This window comes from Rathayibacter sp. AY1A2 (assembly GCF_002930935.1).
Classification (GTDB): domain Bacteria; phylum Actinomycetota; class Actinomycetes; order Actinomycetales; family Microbacteriaceae; genus Rathayibacter.
Window position 1 is genome coordinate 216916 of record NZ_PSTP01000001.1, and the last position, 23327, is coordinate 240242.

Genomic DNA, 23327 nt, shown 5'->3' on the forward strand with positions numbered 1-23327 from the left:
ATCCCGCACCTCCGTGCAGAAGCGCCCGGCTCGCGGATCCGGGGTTCCGAGCGCACCGGGCGCCTCGAGCCGAGCGCGGCCGTCCTACACGTTGAAGCGGAACTCCACGACGTCGCCGTCCTGCATCACGTAGTCCTTGCCCTCGATGCGGGCCTTGCCCTTCGCGCGGGCCTCGGCGATCGAGCCGGTCTCGACGAGGTCGTCGAACGAGATGATCTCGGCCTTGATGAAGCCCTTCTGGAAGTCGGTGTGGATGACACCGGCGGCCTGGGGCGCGGTCCAGCCCTTCCCGATGGTCCAGGCGCGCGTCTCCTTCGGGCCGGCCGTGAGGTACGTCTGGAGGCCCAGGGTGTCGAAGCCGATGGTCGCGAGCTGGTTGAGGCCCGACTCCGTCTGGCCGGTCGACTCGAGCATCTCGGCGGCGTCGGCCTCGTCGAGGTCGATCAGCTCGGACTCGATCTTCGCGTCGAGGAAGATCGCCTTCGCCGGCGCGACGAGGGCCGCGAGCTCGGCCTTCCGGGCGTCGTCGGTCAGCACGGCCTCGTCGACGTTGAAGACGTAGATGAACGGCTTGGCGGTCAGCAGGCCCAGCTCGCGGATCGGCTCCAGATCGATCGAGGAGGCCGACAGCGGCTTGCCCTGGTCGAGGAACTCGCGCGCCTTCTTCGCGGTCTCGACCACGATCGGCTCGATCTTCCTGCCCTTGAGCTCCTTCTCGTAGCGGGCCTCGGCCTTCTCGAGGGTCTGGAGATCGGCGAGGACCAGCTCGGTGTTGATCGTCTCCATGTCGCTGGCGGCGTCGACCTTGCCGTCGACGTGGACGACGTCGGAGTCCTCGAAGCCGCGGATGACCTGCGCGATGGCGTCGGCCTCGCGGATGTTCGCGAGGAACTTGTTGCCCAGGCCCTCGCCCTCGGACGCGCCGCGCACGATGCCGGCGATGTCGACGAAGGAGACGGGCGCCGGGAGGATGCGCTCGGAGCCGAAGATCCCGGCGAGCACCTCGAGGCGGGAGTCGGGCAGGTTCACCACACCCACGTTCGGCTCGATCGTCGCGAACGGGTAGTTCGCCGCGAGCACCGTGTTCTTGGTCAGTGCGTTGAAGAGCGTCGACTTGCCGACGTTGGGGAGACCGACGATTGCGATAGTGAGAGCCACGGGCATCCATCCTACGGCGTGGCGGCGGAAGGGCCGGGCGGGCGGGGCGCGGAGGAACGGGAGGCGCCCGCCCGCGGCCGGCGGGTGCTCCCGCCCGCTCGTGGCGACGCGCGCGCGACGCTCCCTGCGGCGTCGGAGGTGCGTGAGAGGCTGGAGTGTGCCCATCGACTTCACCGCCATCGACTTCGAGACCGCCAACTCGCACGGGGCCTCCGCCTGCTCCGTCGGGCTCGTGAAGGTCCGCGACGGCCGCGTCGTCGACCGCGCCGGCTGGCTCATCCGCCCGCCGCTGGGGTACGACGACTTCCTCGAGTGGAACACGCGGATCCACGGCATCCGCAAGCACGACGTGCACGCCGCCGCCTCCTGGGTCGACCAGTTCGCCGACCTGGCGGCCTTCGCCGGCGAGGACGTGTTCGTCGCGCACAACGCCGGCTTCGACATGGGCGTCATCCGCGCAGCCTGCGCGGCGACCTCCCTCGAGCACCCCGAGTACGACTACCTCTGCTCGCTGCAGCTCGCCCGCAAGACGTACGAGCTCGACTCCTACCGCCTCCCCGTCGTCGCCATGGCCGCGGGCTTCGAGGACTTCCGCCACCACGACGCGTCGGCCGACGCCGAGGCGTGCGCCGCGATCGTCGTGCACGCGGCCCGGCGGCACGGCGCCGCGAGCATGGCCGAGCTCGGCGAGCTGGCCGGCGTCTCCGTGAAGCGCCTGCGCCCGAAGGCCCCCGTCGCCGCCTGACGTCCGTCATGCCGAGCCGGCTCGAGACGATCGGCTCAGCCGCGGGGGTCGCCGAACCAGGTGCTGAAGATGCGCCAGAAGTTCCGGTTCCCGTAGGCCGAGCAGTCGTCGCCCTCGCCGTAGAGGTTCGCGAGCGCCGCCGCATTCGGCTGGTACGGCGTGTAGTAGTAGAGACCCGCCGTGGCCGCGTTGGCGATCGTCACCGGGGCGGTGCCGCAGGACTCGTCCGGGGAGTAGCGGACGTCGCTGGCCGCGCCGACCGGGTACCAGTCGAAGCTCGAGTCCGGATTCCGGTAGCGCTGGAACTGCCACGCCGCTCCGTACACCTGCGCCGCGAAGCCGTAGGAGTCCGTGTCGCAGTCGGCGGTGTCCGGGCAGCCGTAGCCCGTGGCGCTGCGGAACTGCCGCTCGCTCGGCTCCGGATCGGTCACGAGCGACTGCTCCTTCTGCAGCAGCACCAGGAGGACGGCCGGATTCACGCCGCACGCGCCGGCGACCGAGGTGATGATCTCCGCTGCCGGGACGTCGCGTCCGGCGGGCAGCGCATCGCACTGCTCGTCGGCCGTGATCGCCGCGGTGTCCTCGGCGTAGTCGCGCAGGCACGGCACCGGCCCGCCCGCGCAGTCGGGGACGCGGGCGTCGAGGAACGCCTGCACCGTGAGCGGTCCGAGCGCGTCGCCGGCGAAGAAGACCTCGTCGGAGATCAGGTCGCCCGGGTCGAAGTCGGCCGCGACGGGGCCCGGCTGGAGGAAGGTCCACAGCCGGACGGTCTGCGGCTCGGACGGCACCGCTGCGAGGCGCGTGCCGTCGACGGAGCCTCCCAGCAGAAGTGCCACCAGCGCCGCGACGACGACGACCGCACCGCCCCGCCGGCGTCGGAGGCCGGTCGGGGACGGTGCGGTCGGGGTCATCCCTCCACGCTAGTGGCGGGGTCGCGGGCGATCAGCCGCAGGGGGTGAGCCGCGCGACGTCCTCCGAGAGGGTGGTGGGACCGCCGAGGAGGACGACCCGCTGAGCTCCCGACTTCGCGATGTCGGTCAGGACGGCGCGGGGCACGCAGTTCGTCGGCACGGCGAACAGCGGGCTGTTCGAGTAGCCCGCCGCCGTGGCTCCGGCGAGGGCGTCGGGGAAATTCTCGCCCGTCGCCAGGAACACGGTCTTGGCCCTCGAGAAGGCTGCCCGGTTCAGCTGCTCCGAGGTGTCGTAGCGGTCGACTCCGCCGATGCGGGTGATCGTCGGCACCGGAAGCGAGTTCTTGATCCCCTCGCTCACCGACAGGGGGCTGCCCGCGATGGTGAGGTTCTGCACCTTGAGCTTCGAGAGGATGCCCTTCGTCACGGCGTCGGCCGTGCTGCCGGTGCCGTTCACGAGGACGACGGGCGCGTCGACGGAGCCGGCCGCGGCGCTCGCGCCGAGCGCGTCGGGGAACTTCTCGCCCGTGGCGAGCCAGGCCCGCGTCGAGCCGCCCGAGAACGCGCTCTGGATGATGAGCCTGGACGTGTCGTAGCGGTCCTTCCCTCCGATGCGGTCCACCGTCGGCGAGTAGGACCTCAGCTGGTTCAGCAGGCCGTCGCCGACGCTCAGTGCGGAGCCGACCACGACGATCCTCGCCGGCTTGAGCCGGCTGAGCTCGTCGCGAACGGGCTGCGACATCGAGTCCCGGTCGACCAGGAGCAGCGGACCGCCCTGCTTGGCCGCGGCAGGGGCGGCGCTCAGGGCGTCGGGGAAGTTGGCGCCGGTCGCGATGTAGACGACCGGGACGTTCGTGCGGAAGACGGCCTTCGAGATCGCGACGGCGGTGCCCTGGCGGTCCGTGCCGGCCAGGCGCGAGACGTCGATCCCGGCCGACGTGCTCACGGACGAGCAGCCGAGATCCTTCCGGCCGGGGCCCCGGGAGTCGCCCGTGCCGACCCAGCGGTTCCAGTCGACGGAGTCGGCGGAGACGCAGACCTGGTAGGTGCCGGGTGCCGAGACGGGCGTGGTGGCGCCGAAGCCGTGGGCGCGGCCGGCGACGGAGTACTCGCCCGGGATGTCACCGCGGTCGCCGTTCGCGGTCTGCGTGCGGACCGTGCGGGTGCCGTCGGGGCCGGTCACCGTGACCGTCGTGGTCAGCGCGGCCTGCTGCGTCGTCGGATCGACGGCCCAGCCGGACACGCTCAGGGTGCTGCCCGAGATGCGCGGGGCGTCGACGCGTCCCGCGGGGGCGATCCCGGCGTTGGCCAGGGTGCCGTTCGGGTTCCAGTCGCTGAAGAGGTACCAGAAGTTGATGTTGCCGTAGGTCGCGCAGGCCGCGTTGCCGGAGCCGGTGAGCGCGTAGTCGTTGGGCTGGTACGGCGTGTAGTAGTAGAGGTCGGCCGTGGCCTGGTTGCGGATGGTGACCGGCGAGGAGCCGCACGCGGTGCTCGGGTAGTAGGCGACGTTCGGCGTCGTGCCCGGAGCGTAGGTGGTGAAGTTCGAGCCGGAGCCGGGCGGGTTGGCGTAGCGCTTGAACTGGCGGGCCGCGCTGTAGACCTGCGTGAAGAAGCCCGCCGAGCCGGGGTCGCACGCCGCGGTGTCCGGGCAGTTGTAGCCGGTCGCCTTGGCGTAGTCCTCGGGGCTGGGCGTCGCGTCGGTGACGAGGCTCCGCTCCTTCTGCACGAGCACGACCAGGGCGAGCGGGTTGATGCCGCAGGCCAGGCCGACGCGCGTGAAGATCGAGGCCGACGACTCGCTGCCGGAGCCCTGGTAGGCGCTGCACATCGCGTCCGCCGCCTTGGACGGCGTCGCCTGCGAGAAGTTCTTGAGGCAGGGGGCGGTGCCGGCGGTGGAGCACGGGCTGCCCTTCTCGTTCAGGAGCGACTGCACCTGACCGGTGCTCAGCGCGTCCCCGTCGAAGAACTGGGCGTCGCTGACGATGAAGCCGGCGCGAAAGCTCTTCGTCTCCTCGGCGCTGTACTGCGTCGACTGGTCCGGGACGCCGAGGTCGGCGCGGTCGAGGGACGCGTCGAGAGCGCCGGTCTCGACCGAGACGGTCGACGGCGCGTCCTCGGCGGCGGAGGCGGAGGTGATCGGGACGAGGGCGGTGCCGAGCCCGACGGCGAGAGCGAGCGCGGCCGTGAGCAGGCGCGATGAGCGGTGGTGATTCCCCATGATCGCGAAGTCTACGAGGCGGTCGCAGGGCGTCCTGGCCCTCGTTCGGTGGGCGTGGCGCGTCGATCGCTCGATGTCGGAGGTGCGTGGTGTCATCGGCGGCATGGATCTCTCCTTCGTCCTCGGCCTGGTGGTCGGCGCGCTCCTCGCGGGAGTCGTCGCCGTCCTCCTCGCCCGCTCCCGCACGCCCGACGCCGCCCTCGCCCTCGACCTCGCGACGGCCCGCGCACGCGCGGAGGGCCTGGAGGAGCGCCACGAGGCCGTCGTCGAGCAGCACCGCGAGCACCTCGGCTCCGCCCGCGACCAGATCCGCGAGCTCCAGGAGCAGCTGCGCGTCGTCGCCGAGCGCGAGCGGCACGACGCGCGCATCCTGCAGACCCTCTCCCCCGTCGCCGAGAGCCTGCGCGGCATGCAGGAGGCGGTCGGCCGGCTCGAGCGCGAGCGCGCCGCCCAGTTCGGGGCGATCACCGAGCAGCTCGAGGGACAGCGGGCGGCGGGCGAGCAGCTGCGCTCGACGACCGAGACCCTCGCGTCCGCGCTCCGCTCCACCACGAGCCGCGGCGCCTGGGGCGAGACGCAGCTGCGGAACGTCGTCGAGGCCGCCGGGCTCACCCAGCGGGTCGACTTCGACGTGCAGTTCGGGCTCGAGGGCGAGGCGGGCCGCGGCCGCGCCGACATGGTGGTCCGCCTGCCCGGCGGCAAGGCGATCGCGGTGGACGCCAAGGTGCCGTTCGACGCGTACCTGGAGGCGAGCGCGATCCCCGCGGGCGCCGGCGGAGAGGAGGAGGCGCGGCGCGCGGGGCTCCTGCGCGCGCACGTCCGCGCCCTCCGCGGCCATGTGGACGCGCTGGCCGCCCGCTCCTACTGGACCGGTCTCCCGGCGAGCCCCGAGTTCGTCATCGCGTTCGTGCCGAGCGAGCCGCTGCTCGCGAGCGCGCTCGACGCCGACCCGAGCCTGCTCGAGTACGCGTTCCGCAAGCGCGTCGCCCTCGCCTCGCCCGTGACCCTGTGGTCGGTGCTGAAGACCGTCGCCTACACCTGGCAGCAGGACGTGCTCACCGACGACGCCAAGCGCCTGCTCGACCTCGGCAAGACGCTCTACGCCCGTCTCGGCACCCTCGCCGACCACGCCGAGGGCCTGCGCCGCTCGCTCGAGAAGACGGTCGACTCCTACAACGCCTTCGCCGGCTCGCTCGAGAGCCGCGTGCTGGTCACCGCGCGCCAGTTCGACTCCCTCGACGAGTCGCGCGTCATCGCCCCGGTCGGAGGAGTCGCCTCCTCGCCGCGCCGCCTCACCGCCGTCGAGCTGCTCGCCGCGGACGACGAGTCCGAGCGGAGCGCGTAGGGTCCCGGGTTCTCGCTGAGCGAGCACCGGGCGTGCAGGCCGGGCGCGAGCGGCGCCGTCCATCCGGCTCGACACCCGGACGACCGCAGCTCACGACGGCACTCCGCCTCCGCGGCTCGCCGGAGGAGCGCCCGCGACGCGCATCGAGACCCGCCGCGGCTCCGCCCGCTCACCTGGTGATGATCGAGGCCGACGTTCTATCGCGCATCACACGCCGAGACGCCACCGCTCTCGCCGAGGCGCCGTCAGCGGGGCGGCGCCTCAGCGGCGGGGCGGCGTCTCGGACAGACGGTGACGGCCTAGACCCACTTCTCCGCGAGGTGCTGGGCGGTCACGCGGCGGATGGTGCCCGAGCGGGAGCGCAGCACGATGGACTCCGTCGTGATGACGTGGCCCTCCTTGCGCACGCCCTTCACGAGCCCGCCGTTCGTCACTCCGGTCGCGACGAAGTAGGTGTTGTCGCTGCGGACGAGGTCGTTGGCGTGGAGCACGCGGTCGAGGTCGTGCCCGGCGTCGATGGCGCGCTGGCGCTCGTCGTCGTCCTTCGGGCGGAGGATGCCCTGGATCACTCCCCCGAGCGCGCGGATGGCGCAGGCCGTGATGATGCCCTCGGGCGTGCCTCCGGTGCCGACGCACATGTCGAGTCGGGAGTCGTGGCGAGCGGCGTTGATGCCGCCCGCGACGTCGCCGTCGAGCAGGAGGCGCGTGCCGGCTCCGGCCGCGCGGATGTCCTCGATCAGCTGAGCGTGGCGCGGGCGGTCCAGCACCGCGATGCGCATCTCCTCGACGGGCTTGCGCTTGGCGCGGGCCAGGGCGCGGATGTTCTCGCCGATCGGGCGCTGGATGTCGATGATCCCGACGCCCTCGGGCCCGGTGACGATCTTCTCCATGTAGAACACGGCGGAGGGGTCGAACATCGCGCCGCGGTCGGCGACGGCGATCATCGAGAGCGCGTTCTGGCGCCCGGCGGCGGTCAGCGAGGTGCCGTCGATCGGGTCGACGGCGATGTCGGCGGCGGGCCCCGAGCCGTTGCCGACGTGCTCGCCGTTGAAGAGCATGGGCGCGTTGTCCTTCTCGCCCTCGCCGATCACGACGACTCCGTCGAAGTTCACGGTCCCGAGGAAGGTGCGCATGGCGTCGACCGCTGCGCCGTCGGCGGCGTTCTTGTCGCCCTTGCCGATGAAGGGCACGGCGCGGATCGCGGCGGCCTCGGTGGCGCGGACGAGCTCCATGCCGAGGTTGCGGTCGGGGTGGAGGTAGAGCGAAACGTTGTCGATCACAGAGCGGAGTCCTTCGTCGTCGAGTTCGTGCACGTCGTCGCAGGACCCGCGGAGCGGATCCCCATCCCTGCCCGAAGCCTAGTCCAGGGCCCTCCACGGGCGGAGGGACCGCGGAGGGGCGCCTCGCTAGACTCGTCCGCGACGCGGGCCTCGCCCGACCCCCCTTCGTTCATCCGTCAAAGGAGATGCCATGCCCGTCGCTACCCCGGACCAGTACGCAGAGATGCTCGACAAGGCGAAGGCGGGCGGCTTCGCCTACCCGGCGTTCAACGTCTCGTCGTCGCAGACGATCAACGCGGTCCTCCAGGGCCTCACCGAGGCGGGCTCGGACGGCATCATCCAGGTCACCACCGGAGGCGCGGACTACTTCGCCGGCCACACCGTGAAGAACCGCGCGGCAGGCGCGATCGCCTTCGCGAGGTTCGCGACCGAGGTCGCCAAGAACTACCCGGTCACGGTCGCGCTCCACACCGACCACTGCCCGCAGAACGCGCTCGAGGGCTTCGTCTACCCGCTGATCGCCGCCTCCGAGGAGGAGGTCAAGGCCGGTCGCGAGCCGCTCTTCCAGTCGCACATGTGGGACGGCTCCGCGATCCCGCTCGACGAGAACCTCGCCATCGCGAAGGAGATCCTCCCGCGCGTCAAGAACATCAACGCCATCCTCGAGGTCGAGATCGGCGTCGTCGGCGGCGAGGAGGACGGCGTCTCGCACGACATCAACGAGCACCTCTACACCACGCTCGACGACGCGATCGCGACCGTCGAGGCCCTCGGCTTCGACGAGCAGGGCCGCTACATGGCCGCCCTGACCTTCGGCAACGTCCACGGCGTCTACAAGCCGGGCAACGTCCGACTGCGCCCGGAGCTGCTCCGCGAGATCCAGGACGGCCTGCAGGCGAAGTACGGCACCGGTGCGCTCCCCCTCGACCTCGTCTTCCACGGCGGCTCGGGCTCGACCGACGAGGAGATCGCCGAGGCGGTCCGCAACGGCGTCGTCAAGATGAACATCGACACCGACACGCAATACGCGTTCAGCCGCTCCGTCGCGGACACCGTGCTGAAGAACTACGACGGCTTCCTCAAGGTCGACGGCGAGGTCGGCAACAAGAAGGTCTACGACCCGCGCTCGTGGGGCAAGATCGCCGAGACCGCGATGGCCGCGCGCGTCGCCGAGGCGACCCGTCAGCTCGGCTCGGCCGGGAACTCCGGGAAGTAGGGCACCGCTCCGTGACGAACGCACACGATCAGCCGGGCGACAGGCGTCCGGAGCCGCAGTACGGCGAGTACGCGCCGCCCGGCTGGTCGTGGCAGCCGCCGGAGGACGCCGTGGTCGTCCCCGACCCGCGGGGGTCGGAGACCGATCCGAGGCCCGCGACCGCTCCGGCCGCGAAGCCGGTCGCGCATCCCGTCGACCGCCTGCTCACGATCGTGCTGCTCGCGCTCGGCGTGTTCTTCGCCGTGCCGACGCTGCTCGATCCCTCGAGCTTCGCGACGACCCTCCAGGAGCTCTACCGCTCCCAGGGCATCGGCACCTACGCGTCGCCGGAGCTCGCACGGATCCTCGGCGTCGTGGTGGCGCTCGCGCAGTCGCTGATCGTCGCCTTCGCGGTGTGGATCTCGATCCGGCGGCTCCGCGCCGGCAAGCGCGCCGTGCTCGTCCCGATCCTCGGGATCGCGGCGACCGTGCTGCTCTCCCTGATCGTCGCGGCGATCGCCATCCTGGGCGACCCGACGTTCGCGGAGTACGTCACGCGCATGTCGGGCTCGCAGGGCGGCGCCGGCACCGACGTCTAGCGTCGATCCCCGTTCCACCGCACACGGAAGAGGCCGCCGCTCCCGAGGGAGGGCGGCCTCTTCCGTGTCCGGGCCGGAACGCTCTAGGCGCCCGCTCCCGCGCTGATGCGTCCACCGACGCCGCGGGCGTCGCGCTTGCCGGCGACGTCCTTGCGCAGCTCCTTGGGGAGCGAGAACATCAGGTCCTCCTCCGCGGTCTTGACCTCCTCGACGTCGCCGTACCCGGCGGCGGCGAGGTCGTCGAGGACCTCCTGGACGAGCACCTCGGGCACCGAGGCGCCGCTGGTGACGCCGACGGTGCGGATGCCCTCGAGCCACTCCTGCTTGATCTCGCTCGCGTAGTCGACCCGGTAGGCGGCCTTCGCGCCGTACTCGAGGGCGACCTCGACGAGGCGCACGGAGTTGGAGGAGTTCGCGGAGCCGACGACGATGACCAGCTCGGCGCCCGCGGCGACCTTCTTGATCGCGACCTGGCGGTTCTGCGTGGCGTAGCAGATGTCGTCGCTCGGCGGGTCCTGCAGGTTGGGGAAGCGCTCGCGGAGACGGCGCACCGTCTCCATCGTCTCGTCGACCGAGAGCGTCGTCTGCGAGAGCCAGACGACCTTGTCCGGGTCCTTCACGACGATGTTCGGCACGTCGTCGGGGCTGCCGACGAGGGTGACGTGATCGGGAGCCTCGCCCGCGGTGCCCTCGACCTCTTCGTGGCCCTCGTGGCCGATGAGGAGGATCTCGAAGTCGTCGCGCGCGAAGCGGACGGCCTCGCGGTGCACCTTCGTCACCAGGGGGCAGGTCGCGTCGATCGCCTGGAGATTGCGGTCTGCCGCGCCCTGGACGACCGCCGGTGAAACGCCGTGCGCGCTGAAGACGATGTGCGATCCCTCGGGCACCTCGTCGACCTCGTCGACGAAGATGGCGCCCTGGCTCTCGAGCGTGGAGACGACGTGCACGTTGTGCACGATCTGCTTGCGCACGTAGACCGGGGCACCGTAGTGCTCGATGGCCTTCTCGACGGCGACGACCGCGCGGTCGACTCCGGCGCAGTAGCCGCGGGGCGCGGCGAGGAGGACGCGCTTGCGGCCCTCGACGGGGACGTCGCGCAGACGCCCTGTGGCGCGGGGCATGCGCGGCATGGGCAGGCTGATCGGGACTTGGCTCACCCCCTGATTCTACGTGGTGCATCCTGTGCCCGGGCCGTCCCGGTGTCGGACCCGTCCCGTACCGTTGTCGTCGCGGGAGGGCACTCCCGCTCCCCCCCGTCCCTCCGAGCAGAGGCAGCGATGACCGACGCCCCACCCACCGCCGACGCACCCTGGCCGGTCGGCCTGCTCGCCAGCAAGATCAAGGGCTGGATCGAGCGCCTCGGGACCGCGTGGGTCGAGGGCGAGATCACCCAGTGGGGCGAGTCCGGCGGCAACGTCTACGGGAAGCTGAAGGACCTGTCCGGAGACGCGACGGTCGGCTTCACCGTCTGGTCGTCGGTGCGGAGCCGCCTCCCGGCCGACCTCAAGCAGGGCGATCGGGTCATCGCGCTGGTGAAGCCCAACTACTGGGTCAAGGGCGGCACGCTCTCGATGCAGGTCTTCGAGATGCGCCACGTCGGCCTGGGCGATCTGCTCGAGAAGCTCGAGCGGCTCCGCCGGCAGCTGGCGTCGGAGGGGCTGTTCGACGCCTCCCGCAAGAAGCCGCTGCCGTTCCTCCCGCACGGCGTGGGCCTCATCACCGGCAAGGACTCGGACGCCGAGAAGGACGTGCTGCGGAACGCGCAGCTGCGCTGGCCGGCGGTGCGCTTCCGGGTGGTCCACTCGGCCGTGCAGGGCGACCGGACGGTCCCGGAGGTGCTCTCGGCCCTGCGGACCCTCGAGGCCGACGACAGCATCGACGTGATCGTGATCGCCCGCGGAGGCGGCGACTTCCAGAACCTGCTCGGCTTCAGCGACGAGGCGCTCGTGCGCGCCGTCGCCGCCTGCTCCACTCCGGTCGTCAGCGCGATCGGCCACGAGGCCGACCGCCCGCTGCTCGACGACGTCGCCGACCTGCGCGCCTCCACTCCCACCGACGCCGCGAAGAGGGTCGTGCCCGACGTCTCCGACGAGCTGCTGCGCGTGCAGCAGGCCCGGCTGCGGATGACCGGCCGCGTGAGCGGGCTCGTCTCGCACGAGATCGACCGGCTCTCGCAGCTGCGCTCGCGGCCGGTGCTCGCCCAGCCGCACGTCCTGGTCGACCGGCACTCCGAGGAGCTGACCCGCTGGGTGGCGCGCGGCGCCGAGCTGGTGGACCGCCGCCTCGAGCGCGCGCACCTCGAGGTCGAGCGCCTGCACGGCCACCTGCGCGCCCTCTCCCCCCAGCACACCCTCGACCGCGGCTACGCGATCGTCCAGAACGCGGCCGGGCACGTCGTCCGGGCGCCCGGCGACGCACCGGCCGGCGGCGCACTCGTCCTCACGCTCGCGGAGGGGGCCGTCGGCGCCCGCTCCGAGGGGCCCACCGGCGATCCCGCCGGCCGGTCCTGAGCCCGCCGCGCCACCCGTCCCCCTCAGCCCCGATCGATAGGATCAGACCCATGCCCGACTCCCCCGACGCCCCGGCGACCGACTCCGACGTCTCGGGATTCTCCTACGAGCAGGCGCGCGACGAGCTCGTCCGCGTCGTGTCCGAGCTCGAGCAGGGCAGCTCCACCCTCGAGCGCTCGCTCGCCCTGTGGGAGCGCGGCGAGGCCCTCGCCGCCCGCTGCGAGGAGTGGCTGATCGGAGCACGCGCCCGGCTGGACGCGGCCCGCTCCGGAGGGGCGGCCGCCGGATGAGCCGCGCGAAGCCCGCGCGGGTCGTCGCCGAGCTCGGGCGCCCGGAGACGGCGGCCGAAACGGCCGCACGCAAGGCCGAGAACTCCCGGCTCTACCGTCAGCGCAAGACGGTCAACAACCTCGTCTTCTCGCTGCTCGCGACCGTCGGCGCCGTAGCGCTCATCGTCCTGCTCGTCCCCCGCGGCGACACCGTGGAGCTCTCCTCGGTCGACGTCCCCCGCGTCGCCGCACAGGTCCAGCTGGGCGAGGAGCAGACGCTCGCCGTGCCCTCCCTGGCCGACGGCTGGAAGGCCAACGCGGCCGAGCTCCGCCGCGAGAACGGCACCGACTACTGGTACGTCGGCCTGATCACCCCGAAGGCGGGCTACATCGGCCTGAGCCAGGGGCTCGACGCGGACGCGGCCTGGGTCGCGACGCAGCTCGACCGCCGGGCGGCGACCGGCGTCGAGACGATCGACGGCCGCGACTGGACCGTCTACGACCACCGCGACTCCGGCGACGACACCGGCAACACGCCCTACGCACTCGAGACGACGGAGGGCTCCAGCACCTACCTCGTCTACGGCACGGCCCCGACGGACGAGATCCGCCTGGTCGTGGACGCCATCACCCCGCAGATCGGCCAGGAGGAGTCCCGATGAGCCTCGGAACCAGCAGCACCGTCCCCCGCGAGTCCCGCCCGCCGGCGTGGGTCTGGAAGGAGATGCTCCGCGGCAACCAGCGCTTCGTCGCCGGCGAGCCCCGCCACCCCCGCCAGGACGTCGAGCGCCGCGCCGAGCTCGCCGCCGCTCAGGCCCCGCTCGCCGCGCTCTTCGGCTGCAGCGACTCCCGCCTCGCGGCCGAGATCATCTTCGACCTGGGGCTCGGCGACCTCTTCGTCGTCCGCAACGCCGGCCAGGTGATCGCCGACTCCATCATCGGCTCGCTGGAGTACGGCGTCGCCGTTCTCGGCGTGAAGGTGCTGCTCGTGCTCGGCCACGACGAGTGCGGAGCGGTCCGGGCAGCGATCCAGTCGCAGGCGCCCGGCGCCGAGCGGCTCCCCCCGCACATCGAGCACCTGATCGAGCCGATCATCCCCGCGGTGCGCCGCCTCGTGGGCGCCCAGCCGGACGGCCGCGTGCTCGTCGACCCGTCGGCGACCGACGCGCTGGCCGTCGGCCGCGAGCACCTGCGCGACACGGTCGCCGAGCTGCTCCAGCGCTCCCCGCTGATCGCCGACGCTGTCGCGACCGGGCGGCTCGCCCTCGTGGGCGCCAACTACCGGCTCTCGGACGGCACCGTGATGTCCGATGTCGTGCTCGGCATCGATCCGCCCGAGCTCAGCCCCTACGTCTCCGAGCTGGAGCGCGACTCCGGCTCGGCCTCCTCCGCCGCCGCTCCGAGCGCGGTGGGATCGGATCCCGCGTGAGCGGCTCCGGACAGCACAGCACCAACCGATCAGACAAGGACGAACACAGCGTGGTGGATCACTCCCCGACCGACGACTCCGGCGACTTCCGCATCGAGCACGACACGATGGGCGAGGTGCGGGTCCCCCGCGACGCCCTCTACGCCGCGCAGACCCAGCGGGCGGTCGAGAACTTCCCGATCTCCGGTGCGGGCCTCGAGCCTGCCCAGATCGCGGCCCTCGCCCGCATCAAGAAGGCGGCGGCGCTGGCCAACGCCGAGCTGGGCGTGCTCGACGCCGACATCGCCACGGCGATCGCCGACGCGGCCGACCTCGTCGTCGGGGGCGGCTACGACGCGCACTTCCCGATCGACGTGTACCAGACCGGCTCGGGCACGTCCTCGAACATGAACATGAACGAGGTGCTGGGCTCGCTGGCGACCACGGCCCTCGGCCGCACCGTGCACCCGAACGACCACGTCAACGCCTCGCAGTCCTCCAACGACGTGTTCCCCACCTCGGTCCACGTCGCCGTCACCGGCGCGCTCATCGAGTCGCTGATCCCCTCGCTCGAGCAGCTCGCCGAGTCGCTCGAGGTCAAGGCGGAGCAGTGGGCCGAGGTCGTCAAGGCCGGCCGCACCCACCTGATGGACGCCACCCCCGTCACGCTCGGCCAGGAGTTCGGCGGCTACGCCGCGCAGATCCGCCTCGGCATCGAGCGCGTGCAGTCGGCGCTCCCCCGCGTCGCCGAGGTCCCGCTCGGCGGCACCGCGGTCGGCACCGGGATCAACACCCCCGCCGGCTTCCCGCAGAAGGTCATCGCGCGCCTCGCGGAGGAGACGGGCCTGCCCGTCACCGAGGCCCGCAACCACTTCGAGGCCCAGGGCGCGCGGGACTCGCTGGTCGAGGCCTCCGGAGCGCTGCGCGTGCTCGCGGTGAGCCTGACCAAGATCAACAACGACCTCCGCTGGATGGGCTCCGGCCCCAACACCGGCCTCGGAGAGCTGCGGATCCCCGACCTCCAGCCCGGATCCTCGATCATGCCCGGCAAGGTGAACCCGGTGATCCCAGAGGCCGTCCTCATGGTCTGCGCGCGCGTGATCGGCAACGATGCCACCATCGCCTGGGCGGGCGCCTCGGGCGCCTTCGAGCTCAACGTCGCGATCCCCGTCATGGGGACGGCGCTGCTGGAGTCGATCCGCCTGCTCGCGAACTCCGCCGTGCTGCTCGCCGACAAGACCGTCGACGGCCTCGAGGCCGACGTCGAGCACGCCCGCGCCCTCGCCGAGTCCTCCCCCTCGATCGTCACGCCGCTCAACAAGGTGATCGGCTACGAGGCCGCCGCCAAGGTCGCGAAGAACTCGGTCGCCAAGGGGATCACCGTCCGAGAGTCGGTCGTGGACCTCGGCTTCGTCGAGCGCGGCGAGGTGACGGAGGAGCAGCTCGACAGCGCCCTCGACGTCATGTCGATGACCCACCCCGGCTGAGCCCGGCCCTCCGACGGCCCGTCCCTGCGCTCGGCGCGGAGGCGGGCCGTCAGAGCACCAGCCAGAACCCCGTGAGCAGGAACGGTCCGAATGCGACCCGTCCGCGGACGCGCAGCACGAGCACCCACAGCCCCGCCACCGCGAAGCCGACAGCGGGCGCGGCGACGACCTGCTCGGGTCCGAGAGCCGCGAGCGGCGGTGCGAGGGCCGCCTGGAGCTTCACGTCGCCGAGGCCCAGCCCGCCCGCCGCATGCAGCACGCCCAGGCACAGCACCGTCGCGAGGACGGCGAGAAGCGTCCCCGCCGTGGGCGCGAGGACGGCTCCGACCACCAGCAGCGGGAGCGTGACCGCGTTCGGGAGCCGGTGCCCGCGCACGTCCGCCAGCACCAACGGCACGCTCGCGAGCGCCACCGGGACGAGGCCGGGCGCCCGACCCAGGTGCGGGGCCCCGATCAGGAGGAGCACCAGGGCGCCGAGGAGCAGGGCGGCCCGGTCGAGCAGTGATCCGCGGAGCATCCGCCGAGACTAGGGGGCACCGCCCTCGGGGCGTCGGAGTTCTCCACAGGGCGGCCCGCAGGTGTGCTCGGGCGGCGGCGGGTCCCTCCCCGGCCTCAGTCGCGCGGAGGCAGCGGTCCCAGCAGGAGCGACGCCCAGGCGCCGTGGGCCGACGCGTCGTCGGAGGGGTGGAACTGCCCGGCGAGCACGTCTCGGTAGAGGCGACCGAGCTCCGACCGGCGCTGGTACGCCGAGCCGCCCGCGATCCGGACGGCGCTCTCGACCACGCGGAGCGCTCCTTCCGTGGTGCGGATCTTCACCCCGACCAGCGAGGGGAACCAGCGCGCACCGCGGTCGACGAGCGCGTCCACGTCGGCCGCCGCCGTGCGCAGGGGCGCCTCGAGCCCGTCGAGCAGCATCCCGGCCTCAGCCACCCGGTGCCGCACCTCGGGGTCCTCCGCCAGTGGCCGCCCTCCCGCCCGGAGGGAGGTCCGTCGGCGGACGGAGGCGACGGCAAGGTCGAGCGCGCGCTGCGCGACACCGAGGTAGACCGAGGAGATCAGCAGCTCGAAGGCCGCGAAGACGGCGAAGACGAAGGGGTCGGCGGTCGGTCCGACGGGCAGCGAGCGGATCATCCGCCCGGCCGGGACGACGACGCCGTCGAGCACCGTCGTGCGGCTCTGGGTCGCCCGCATGCCGAGCGTGTCCCAGTCGTCGCGGACCTCGAGCCCGGCGACCGCAGACTCCGGGCTCTCACGGTGCACGAAGCCGTGCACGAGCCGCGGCTCCGTCCCGCTGTCGTCGCGGCCGAACACGCCGAGCCGCGTCCAGGCGGGCGCGAGGGAGGTGAAGACCTTCGTGCCGGTGAAGCGGTAGCCGCCGTCCCCGAGCGGCTCCGCCCGCGTCAGCGAATCCGAGAGCACCAGGTCGTTGCCCGCCTCGCTGTTGCCGAAGGCGAAGACGTGACCCGCCGCGGCGTCGACGAGGACCGAGCGGAGGGAGTCGTCGCCCCGCTCGAGCAGGAGTCGCGCGATCCCGGTCCAGACCAGGTGCATGTTGACGGCGAGCGCGGTCGCGGGCGCGGCGGTCGCGAGGCGCGTCTGCTCGGCTGCCGCCTGCTCCAGGCCGAGGCCGGCACCGCCGAGCTCCTCGGGGACGAGCAGCGCCAGGTACCCGATCGAGCGCAGCTCCTCCAGGTCGTCCGCGCAGAACGCGTTGCGCTCGTCGTAGTCGGCCGCGCGGGTGCGGAAGCGCTCGAGGAGCGCGTCGTCGAGGATGCTCACCCGTCCACGCTACGCCCCGGTGCCCTGCAGGGACGCGCCCGGCCCGGGGATCCTCGGATCCCACGGGTCGGACGCACGGCGAGCCCGTCAGGCGAGCTCGTTCGACTCCAGCATCTCGGTGACCAGAGCGGCGATCGCCGAGCGCTCGGAGCGGGTCAGCGTGACGTGCGCGAACAGCGGGTGGCCCTTCAGCGTCTCGATCACGGAGGCGACCCCGTCGTGCCGGCCGACCCGGAGGTTGTCGCGCTGCGCCACGTCGTGGGTCAGCACCACCCGGGAGTTCTGCCCGACGCGCGAGAGCACCGTGAGCAGGACGTTCCGCTCCAGCGACTGCGCCTCGTCGACGATCACGAACGCGTCGTGCAGCGAGCGCCCGCGGATGTGCGTGAGCGGCAGCACCTCTAGCATCCCGCGCTCGATCACCTCGTCGAGCACGTTCTGCGACACCAGCGCCCCGAGCGTGTCGAAGACCGCCTGCGCCCAGGGGTTCATCTTCTCGGCCGCGTCGCCGGGCAGGAAGCCGAGGTCCTGGCCGCCCACCGCGTAGAGCGGCCGGAAGACCATGATCTTCTTGTGCTGGCGCTTCTCCAGCACCGCCTCCAGGCCCGCGCAGAGCGCCAGCGCCGACTTGCCGGTGCCGGCCCGGCCGCCGAGCGAGACGATGCCGACCTCCGGGTCGAGCAGCAGGTCGATCGCGAGCCGCTGCTCCGCCGACCGCCCGTGCAGGCCGAACACGTCCTTGTCGCCGCGGACCAGCGTGATCTGCCGCTTGCCGGTGACCCTCGCGAGAGCGGAGCCGCGGTCGGAGTGGACGACGAGCCCGGTGTTGACCGGGATGTCGGCCACGACGTCCGTGAAGAGCCGCTCGCGGTCGTAGAGCTCGCTCATCGCGTCGCCGCCGAGCGTCACGTCGTCCATGCCGGTCCAACCGGACTCGGGGGCCTGCTCGGCCAGGTACTCCTCCGCGGCGAGGCCGATGGAGGCGGCCTTCACGCGCATCGGCATGTCCTTGGACACGACGGTGACCACGGCGCCCTCGCTCTGCAGGTTGAGCGCGACGGCGAGGATCCTCGCGTCGTTGTCGCCCATCTGGAGCCCGCTCGGCAGCACCGACATGTTCGAGTGGTTGAGCTCGACGCGGAGCGTGCCGCCGCGGCCGACGGCGATGGGGAAGTCGAGGCGCTCGTGCTGCACGCGCAGCTCGTCGAGGCGGCGCAGGGCCTGCCGGGCGAAGTAGCCGATCTCGGGATCGTTGCGCTTTCCCTCGAGCTCGCTGATGACGACGATCGGCAGCACGACGGCGTGCTCCGCGAACCGGAACATCGAGGACGGATCCGACAGCAGCACCGAGGTGTCCAGGACGTAGGTGCGGAGGAGCTGATCGGCCGGATCCGAGGAGCCGTGCTGGACACGGCGGTGGACGCCGCCCTGCGTCCCGGTCTGCGGATCCATGCCCTGGGGAACTGTCACGACGACTCTCCACACTCCGGGGGCCGGAGCCCCCGGCTCATGTCCTCGAGCCGGCCTCATCGGTGCGTGTCGTGCACCGCGCAGCGTCCCTTCGGCGTCTGCGCGATGTCGAGCCGTACTTCTGTGGCCGTCTCGACCAGGCGCTGTACCTGATGACTCGAACCTAACCCGGCGAATGACATCCGTGTGCTTCTCACCGCTACGAATGTGTAACCAACACGTAAACAGCGGGTTCTGGCCCGGAACTACGCGGATCCCGGCCGGGCGTTCCTCACAGATTCCTCAGGAGCCCCGAGAACAGCATCCGTGATGCCCTGCGCGGCCGCGCGCGTGCGTTCCTCCGCCTTCGGCCAGAGGTGCGTGTAGGTCCTCAGCGTGACCGTCGGCGACGTGTGACCGAGCGCGTGCTGCACCGTGGCGATGTCGCAGCCGGCGGCGATCAGCCCTGACGCGTAGAAGTGTCGGAGGCTGTGCAGCCGGAAGCCGTCGACGCCGGCCGCTGCCTTCGTCTTCCGCCAGGCGTAGCCGATGGTGTTCTGGTGCGCAGGGTTCCCATTGCTCCCGAGGAACAGCCACGCGTCCGAGAGCCCCTGCAGCTGGCAGAGGGCGATGTGCTCCGAGAGGATCTCGAGCAGCGCGGCCGGGGCGGTGACGACCCGTTCGCTCGCGTACTTCGGGAGACGGATCTCGACCTTGCCGCCGTTCTCGCGCTGGATCTGTCGGCGGACGTGGAACTCGCGGCGCAGGAAGTCGATGTCCCCGACCTTCAGCCCGGCCGCCTCGCCGAGCCGGAGTCCCGCGAAAGCGCACAGGGCGATCAGCGCCTTCCACTCGGGGTCGGCGGCGTCGAGCCATGCGCGGACATTCTCTGCGCTCGGGATCTCCATCGACGCTTCGGTCTTTCGCTGGCGCGGGAGCTTCACGCCGACGGTCGGGTCGGCGGTGATCTTCTTGTCGACGACCGCGGCCCGCAGGACGGTCCGCACGTTCGTGAAGCGCGTCGCGATGGTGGAAGGCGCGAGGCCCACCTTTCGCGGCTCACCGTTCAGCACACCGGCTCTCGGAGCCGTCTGCATCTTCTTCACCCAGAGCTCGACGTCCGCGCGGGTGATCGACCGCAACGGCCGGTCGATGAACGGGGTCGACTCGACGGCGAGCGTCATCCCACGGACTGTGCCCGATGCCCAGATCTGCCGCTCGGACCACTCCACGAAGTAGGCGCGCAACGTGACGGCGCCGGCCTTCTGCTCAACATGCGTACCGGTGACGAGCGCTGCGGTCGTCTCGTCGATCCACTTCTGCACCTCGGTCTTCGTGCGGGCGGTCTTCGAGATCTGCGGCCCGCCAGGGACTTTGCGGATCCGGGCCTGCCAGCGGCCGTCAGGGAGCTTCCGAGGAGACGGCATCAGCGCGACTCGCTCGGTCCGTAGACGCGCGTCTCGACGTCGATCCACCCCGGGAGCGCCTCGTGGCGAAAGATGCCCGAGTCCGTCAGGGCAATCTCATCTCGCCCAGTCTTCATCAGGTCGATCTCTCCGAGGGCCCAGCGCCAGACGACGTCTGCGCGGCCGTTGGCTCCTGAGATCTGGACATTCTCCTCAGGCCGCCTAGTGTCCGGCAGGAGCAGCGAGAGAGGCGAGACACCCAGCGCCAGCGCGAGGACCATCAAGTCATCCACTTCGACTCTGCGTAGGCCTAACTCGATCTTGCCGATGCTCGCCGTGGGGATCTTCCTCCCGAGCTCGGCGACCAGCTCCGCCAGGTCTGCCTGCTTCAGGTGGCGTAGCTGGCGGATCCTAGCGACGTTCTCGCCAACGACATCGCTGGTCGGACCGCTCGCGTTGCCTCTAACTCGGCCGCTGCTCTCCATAGAAGGAGACTCTACGGCACCGAGGGTCCGTGCTTGACAAGTAACGACACTGAGTGGTTGTCTTCCTTCTAACGAAGATGCCCTCCGGCCAAGGGGGGCGAGAGAGGACTGCAATGTCGACGTCACGTCTGCTACTCATCCCGGAGGCGGCCGAGAGGCTGAACCGATCGGAAGCGACGATTCGCTACTGGATTCAGCGAGGTGAGTTCGCCGAGACCTTCAAGCTCGGCCGCCGACGCGTCGTGCGTGAGGACGTGCTCGAGGCCTGGCTCTCCGCGCAGGAATCTGCAGGCGCCGCCTGATGGCCGGCGCGAAGCTCGGGGAGGTCCGCGTGACGCTCGCGATCGAGGGATCCACCACCCGAGTCGCAGCCGTGCAGCTCACCCGCGGGAAGACCATCACGGCGGGGCTGCTGCTGCGGTTATTACCTCGGCTCGTGCAGGACCTCACGGCGACGCTCGAGCGGTTGAAGAGCCGTGAGGACCATCCGGCGAACGGCAGGCCGCTGTGAGCCCGTCAGACGCGGCGGGATGGTCCACCCCCCTCGATACCCGCCCACAACGACAAAGGGCCGGAGAGCCATCATCACTGGCTGTCCGACCCAACGACACCCGCCCCAACCGCCAGGAAGAGGAAGCATCATGCTGAACACGAGACTACTGCCCACCCCCGACGCCGCGTCAAGCGAAACGACCTCCTTGGACCTGCTCACGGCGCCGAGTCCGCTCGAGGTGGACCACGCCGCCCGCTTCGAGGGGTGGGCGACAGTCGTCCGACTATTAGCTCGACCCGTGTTCGAGAAGGACGGCTACCGATTCGCCGGCGCGCTCGTCGAGGACGAGTCGGCGAGGACGTTCACCATCCGCATGTACGCGGGCTCGACCATCGGCGACCTGCAGCAGATGCAGCTCATGCTGCGGAGAGTCCGTGAGGGACTGAGCGGCAGGCTCCCGTGGAACGGCCTCGCGGATGGGCGCCGAGTGGTCACGCTCTCCGCCGAGCCGTTCGGCGGACTCCTGATCCCGTGCCGCGAGCCGGCGTGCGTGAACTACCGCGGCGCGCACGTCATCGGCGAGGACGGCAGCCCGTGGCATCAGCACACCGCGCTCAAGCTCGAGGACGACCGCTGGCGGGTGCAGGTTCTCAGGACCGACGACGAGCCCGAATGGATCGTCGAGCTCTCCGTCGACGACGAGTGCAGCGGCGACGAGGCCGCCGCGCTCTCGCTCGCGTTGTCTGCTGCAGCCGACGAGGCCCGGCGCTTGAACTCGAGGGACGGCGATGGATGAGCATCTCGGCCCGCAACTGGGCGTGGGCGGCGGGGAAGCACTACGAGCTCTCGGCGCCGGAGGCGTTCGTGCTGGTGTACCTGGCGGAGATGGAGAGCTGCGAGGAGGGCTGCGCGTTCCCCTCGCAGGAGACGATCGCGTCAGTCACGCGGCAGTCGGATCGGAACGTGCGAACGGTCATCCGCCGGCTCGAGGCGCGGAAGCTGCTGACCGTCGAGAAGCATCGCCGGAAGGGCGGCGACTGGGCGCGATCGGAGTACTTCCTGGCCGTGCCGGAGAGCTTCCGGGAGACGGACAAGGAGTGGGTGCGGCTGCAGGGATGACATGACACCAGCGGAAGGACGTTCCGGTACTACCGGAACCTCACGTCCGACCACCGGAACGTCCTTCCGCGACCACCGGAACCTCACGACCGATCTACCGGAACCACGTTCCGACTACCAGTGAAGACCAGTGACCAAGACCAGTGACCTGAGATCAGGGTCACTTCCTGCCGGAAGCGACCTACCGATTCTCTCTTCGCTGATGAAGACCAGACCATCTACCGGCTGCGGTCCTCGAGACCAGAAGTAGCCAGCTATGAGAGGAAGACCATGAGCAAGATCAACGACCGTCGCCGAGAGGTGACCGAGCAGCTGCAGAGGAAGGGGCCGGCGTTCGAGCGGCCCGAGGTGTCAGGACCGAATCAGGCGGAGCAGGTGATCGAGACGTACCGGGACCGCCGCCTCTTCGCAGCCGATGAGCGAGCAGCCCGCCGCACCCCCGCCGTCACCGAGAAGGAGAACCAGCTGTGAGCAATCCGACCCTCATCGTCACCGAGCCGTACAAGTCCCCGATCGCCCTCGACGGGCTCCAATCGCACGACATCTTCCACGAGGTCGCCCGAACGGTGCCCGGCTACGACGAGCTCGTCGAGCGCACAGCCCGCTTCCTCGACTACAAGGTCGCGGTGCCATCGGCGGGTGAAGCAGTCGTCGCCGCTGCCCGCGCGTACATGGACGGCACCAACGTCGACGATGCTCTCCGGCCCGCTGTGCTGGCCTCTGACGCACGGAAAGTGTCGGAGGTGGGCGAGATGGTGCGCCGGGAGATCTCGGGCACCCTGTCGGCGGAGGCGGACAGCTGGTATCGGACGCACGCAGGTCGTATCACTCGCGGCCTTTCGGCGCTCGCTCGAGAGGTGGAGAGGGAGGCACGTGAGCTGTTCGACGGGCCTCTCCTCGGCATCCGCTCCGCTGACGACGACCGCGAGGGAGCAGAAGCCGAGTGGAAGCGGGCCCGGCAGCTCGCTCGTCGGTACGAGCAGCTCGCGGCGATCGCGTCGGCGATGCTCGGCACGGTCCAGTCGCTCTACCCCGCGTCCTGGATCGTGTCGAACTACGCCGAGGTGTGGCCCGACTGCTGGCTCGCAGGCGGTGCCGACCTCAGCAGCGGCACCGACGTCGGCAGGCAGCTCCCTCGGCAGACCGCTCCGTGGCTGGATCACGTCACGGCTGCCGAGCAGTTCCGGTGGCTGATCGAGCACGGCGCTCACCTCACCGTCCCGACGCGGGCGGAGTACGACCAGCAGCTGCACGGCATCCGCGCCTACACCGCCGCGACCGTGAAGGCCCGCGCGGCCGCCGAGAAGGAGAAGCTCAGCCTCCGCCGCTGACCCCACAGACCGGGGAGTAGGTCAGAGGTGGTTTCTACTCCCCCGCGGCCGGCGTCCGCCTCCTCGCATTGACGCCGGCCGCACCCCACCGACTGAGCCACGAGCTCGCCAGACGCCGTGCTCGGTCGTCGACCGCACAC

Annotated in this window: 25 protein-coding genes; 15 read left to right on the top strand and 10 right to left on the bottom strand. The window is 71.2% G+C overall.

Going from position 1 to position 23327, the window contains the following annotated elements; genetic code table 11:
• Nucleotides 1–84 precede the first annotated feature (84 nt).
• Nucleotides 85–1158: a redox-regulated ATPase YchF gene (gene ychF, locus C5B93_RS00965; protein WP_104222958.1), complete on the bottom strand. Its 1074-nt coding sequence runs from the start codon at nt 1156–1158 to the stop codon at nt 85–87.
• Between the two features lie 157 nt (nt 1159–1315).
• On the opposite strand from ychF, the gene C5B93_RS00970 reads away from it, so the two are divergent.
• Nucleotides 1316–1903: an exonuclease domain-containing protein gene (locus C5B93_RS00970; protein WP_104224410.1), complete on the top strand. Its 588-nt coding sequence runs from the start codon at nt 1316–1318 to the stop codon at nt 1901–1903.
• 35 nt (nt 1904–1938) lie between these two features.
• On the opposite strand, the gene C5B93_RS00975 is transcribed toward C5B93_RS00970, so the two are convergent.
• Nucleotides 1939–2814 carry a hemagglutinin gene (locus C5B93_RS00975; protein WP_104262474.1) on the bottom strand — a complete coding sequence of 292 codons (876 nt, stop codon included), beginning with the start codon at nt 2812–2814 and terminating at the stop codon, nt 1939–1941.
• Nucleotides 2815–2845: 31 nt separating this feature from the next.
• Nucleotides 2846–5032 (bottom strand): cell wall-binding repeat-containing protein, encoded by a 2187-nt coding sequence (locus tag C5B93_RS00980; RefSeq protein WP_104291550.1) that lies wholly within the window; start codon nt 5030–5032, stop codon nt 2846–2848.
• Between the two features lie 103 nt (nt 5033–5135).
• On the opposite strand from C5B93_RS00980, the gene C5B93_RS00985 reads away from it, so the two are divergent.
• A complete protein-coding gene (locus C5B93_RS00985) occupies nt 5136–6377 on the top strand; it encodes a DNA recombination protein RmuC (RefSeq protein ID WP_219812324.1) in 1242 nt (413 codons plus the stop codon).
• A 299-nt stretch (nt 6378–6676) separates the two neighbouring features.
• Here the strand turns inward: C5B93_RS00985 and glpX are convergent, their stop codons facing one another.
• Nucleotides 6677–7609 (bottom strand): class II fructose-bisphosphatase, encoded by a 933-nt coding sequence (glpX, locus tag C5B93_RS00990; RefSeq protein ID WP_097165697.1) that lies wholly within the window; start codon nt 7607–7609, stop codon nt 6677–6679.
• A 238-nt stretch (nt 7610–7847) separates the two neighbouring features.
• On the opposite strand from glpX, the gene fbaA reads away from it, so the two are divergent.
• On the top strand, nt 7848–8873 hold the full coding sequence (gene fbaA / locus C5B93_RS00995) for a class II fructose-bisphosphate aldolase (protein ID WP_104291551.1): 1026 nt from the start codon (nt 7848–7850) through the stop codon (nt 8871–8873).
• Nucleotides 8874–8884: 11 nt separating this feature from the next.
• A complete protein-coding gene (locus C5B93_RS01000; protein ID WP_104224415.1) occupies nt 8885–9451 on the top strand; it encodes a DUF6264 family protein in 567 nt (188 codons plus the stop codon).
• 83 nt (nt 9452–9534) lie between these two features.
• On the opposite strand, the gene C5B93_RS01005 is transcribed toward C5B93_RS01000, so the two are convergent.
• The gene (locus tag C5B93_RS01005; RefSeq protein ID WP_104224416.1) at nt 9535–10581 is read right to left on the bottom strand and encodes a 4-hydroxy-3-methylbut-2-enyl diphosphate reductase; all 1047 of its coding nucleotides are present in this window, start codon (nt 10579–10581) and stop codon (nt 9535–9537) included.
• A gap of 147 nt (nt 10582–10728) precedes the next feature.
• Here C5B93_RS01005 and xseA point away from each other — a divergent pair, with 147 nt between their 5' ends.
• Genes xseA through C5B93_RS01030 form a run of 5 tightly spaced genes read left to right on the top strand, consistent with a single transcriptional unit; the run spans nt 10729 to nt 15125 of the window.
• On the top strand, nt 10729–11961 hold the full coding sequence (gene xseA / locus C5B93_RS01010; RefSeq protein WP_104291552.1) for an exodeoxyribonuclease VII large subunit: 1233 nt from the start codon (nt 10729–10731) through the stop codon (nt 11959–11961).
• Nucleotides 11962–12011: 50 nt separating this feature from the next.
• Nucleotides 12012–12251, top strand: coding sequence for an exodeoxyribonuclease VII small subunit (locus C5B93_RS01015; protein ID WP_104224418.1), 240 nt, complete (start codon nt 12012–12014; stop codon nt 12249–12251).
• The gene (locus tag C5B93_RS01020) at nt 12248–12892 is read left to right on the top strand and encodes a DUF4245 domain-containing protein (RefSeq protein ID WP_104291553.1); all 645 of its coding nucleotides are present in this window, start codon (nt 12248–12250) and stop codon (nt 12890–12892) included. Before C5B93_RS01015 ends, C5B93_RS01020 begins: the two co-directional genes overlap by 4 nt.
• Nucleotides 12889–13659 (top strand): carbonic anhydrase, encoded by a 771-nt coding sequence (locus C5B93_RS01025; protein ID WP_208543312.1) that lies wholly within the window; start codon nt 12889–12891, stop codon nt 13657–13659. The genes C5B93_RS01020 and C5B93_RS01025 overlap by 4 nt, the downstream gene beginning before the upstream one ends.
• Before the next feature lie 50 nt (nt 13660–13709).
• The gene (locus C5B93_RS01030; RefSeq protein WP_104224420.1) at nt 13710–15125 is read left to right on the top strand and encodes an aspartate ammonia-lyase; all 1416 of its coding nucleotides are present in this window, start codon (nt 13710–13712) and stop codon (nt 15123–15125) included.
• Nucleotides 15126–15174: 49 nt separating this feature from the next.
• Here C5B93_RS01030 and C5B93_RS01035 read toward each other — a convergent pair whose 3' ends face one another.
• From C5B93_RS01035 to C5B93_RS01055, 5 genes are all read right to left on the bottom strand, one after another.
• Nucleotides 15175–15642, bottom strand: a complete 468-nt coding sequence (locus C5B93_RS01035; protein WP_104291554.1) for a prepilin peptidase — start codon at nt 15640–15642, stop codon at nt 15175–15177.
• A 95-nt stretch (nt 15643–15737) separates the two neighbouring features.
• On the bottom strand, nt 15738–16904 hold the full coding sequence (locus tag C5B93_RS01040) for an acyl-CoA dehydrogenase family protein (RefSeq protein WP_104291555.1): 1167 nt from the start codon (nt 16902–16904) through the stop codon (nt 15738–15740).
• Between the two features lie 87 nt (nt 16905–16991).
• On the bottom strand, nt 16992–18356 hold the full coding sequence (locus C5B93_RS01045; protein WP_104266924.1) for a PhoH family protein: 1365 nt from the start codon (nt 18354–18356) through the stop codon (nt 16992–16994).
• 263 nt (nt 18357–18619) lie between these two features.
• Nucleotides 18620–19780 carry a site-specific integrase gene (locus C5B93_RS01050; RefSeq protein ID WP_104291556.1) on the bottom strand — a complete coding sequence of 387 codons (1161 nt, stop codon included), beginning with the start codon at nt 19778–19780 and terminating at the stop codon, nt 18620–18622.
• On the bottom strand, nt 19780–20244 hold the full coding sequence (locus tag C5B93_RS01055) for a helix-turn-helix domain-containing protein (protein ID WP_104291557.1): 465 nt from the start codon (nt 20242–20244) through the stop codon (nt 19780–19782). Before C5B93_RS01055 ends, C5B93_RS01050 begins: the two co-directional genes overlap by 1 nt.
• A 113-nt stretch (nt 20245–20357) precedes the next feature.
• On the opposite strand from C5B93_RS01055, the gene C5B93_RS01060 reads away from it, so the two are divergent.
• From C5B93_RS01060 to C5B93_RS01085, 6 genes are all read left to right on the top strand, one after another.
• Complete coding sequence (locus tag C5B93_RS01060) at nt 20358–20546, top strand: AlpA family transcriptional regulator (protein ID WP_219814008.1); 189 nt, start codon at nt 20358–20360, stop codon at nt 20544–20546.
• Nucleotides 20546–20755, top strand: coding sequence for a hypothetical protein (locus C5B93_RS01065; RefSeq protein ID WP_104291558.1), 210 nt, complete (start codon nt 20546–20548; stop codon nt 20753–20755). The genes C5B93_RS01060 and C5B93_RS01065 overlap by 1 nt, the downstream gene beginning before the upstream one ends.
• A gap of 130 nt (nt 20756–20885) precedes the next feature.
• Nucleotides 20886–21533, top strand: a complete 648-nt coding sequence (locus C5B93_RS01070; protein WP_104291559.1) for a hypothetical protein — start codon at nt 20886–20888, stop codon at nt 21531–21533.
• Complete coding sequence (locus C5B93_RS01075) at nt 21530–21856, top strand: helix-turn-helix domain-containing protein (protein ID WP_104291560.1); 327 nt, start codon at nt 21530–21532, stop codon at nt 21854–21856. The genes C5B93_RS01070 and C5B93_RS01075 overlap by 4 nt, the downstream gene beginning before the upstream one ends.
• A 270-nt stretch (nt 21857–22126) precedes the next feature.
• Entirely contained in the window at nt 22127–22327 is a 201-nt protein-coding gene (locus C5B93_RS01080; RefSeq protein WP_104291561.1) for a hypothetical protein, read from the top strand.
• Entirely contained in the window at nt 22324–23187 is an 864-nt protein-coding gene (locus C5B93_RS01085; RefSeq protein ID WP_104291562.1) for a hypothetical protein, read from the top strand. Before C5B93_RS01080 ends, C5B93_RS01085 begins: the two co-directional genes overlap by 4 nt.
• The last annotated feature ends 140 nt before the right edge of the window (nt 23188–23327 follow it).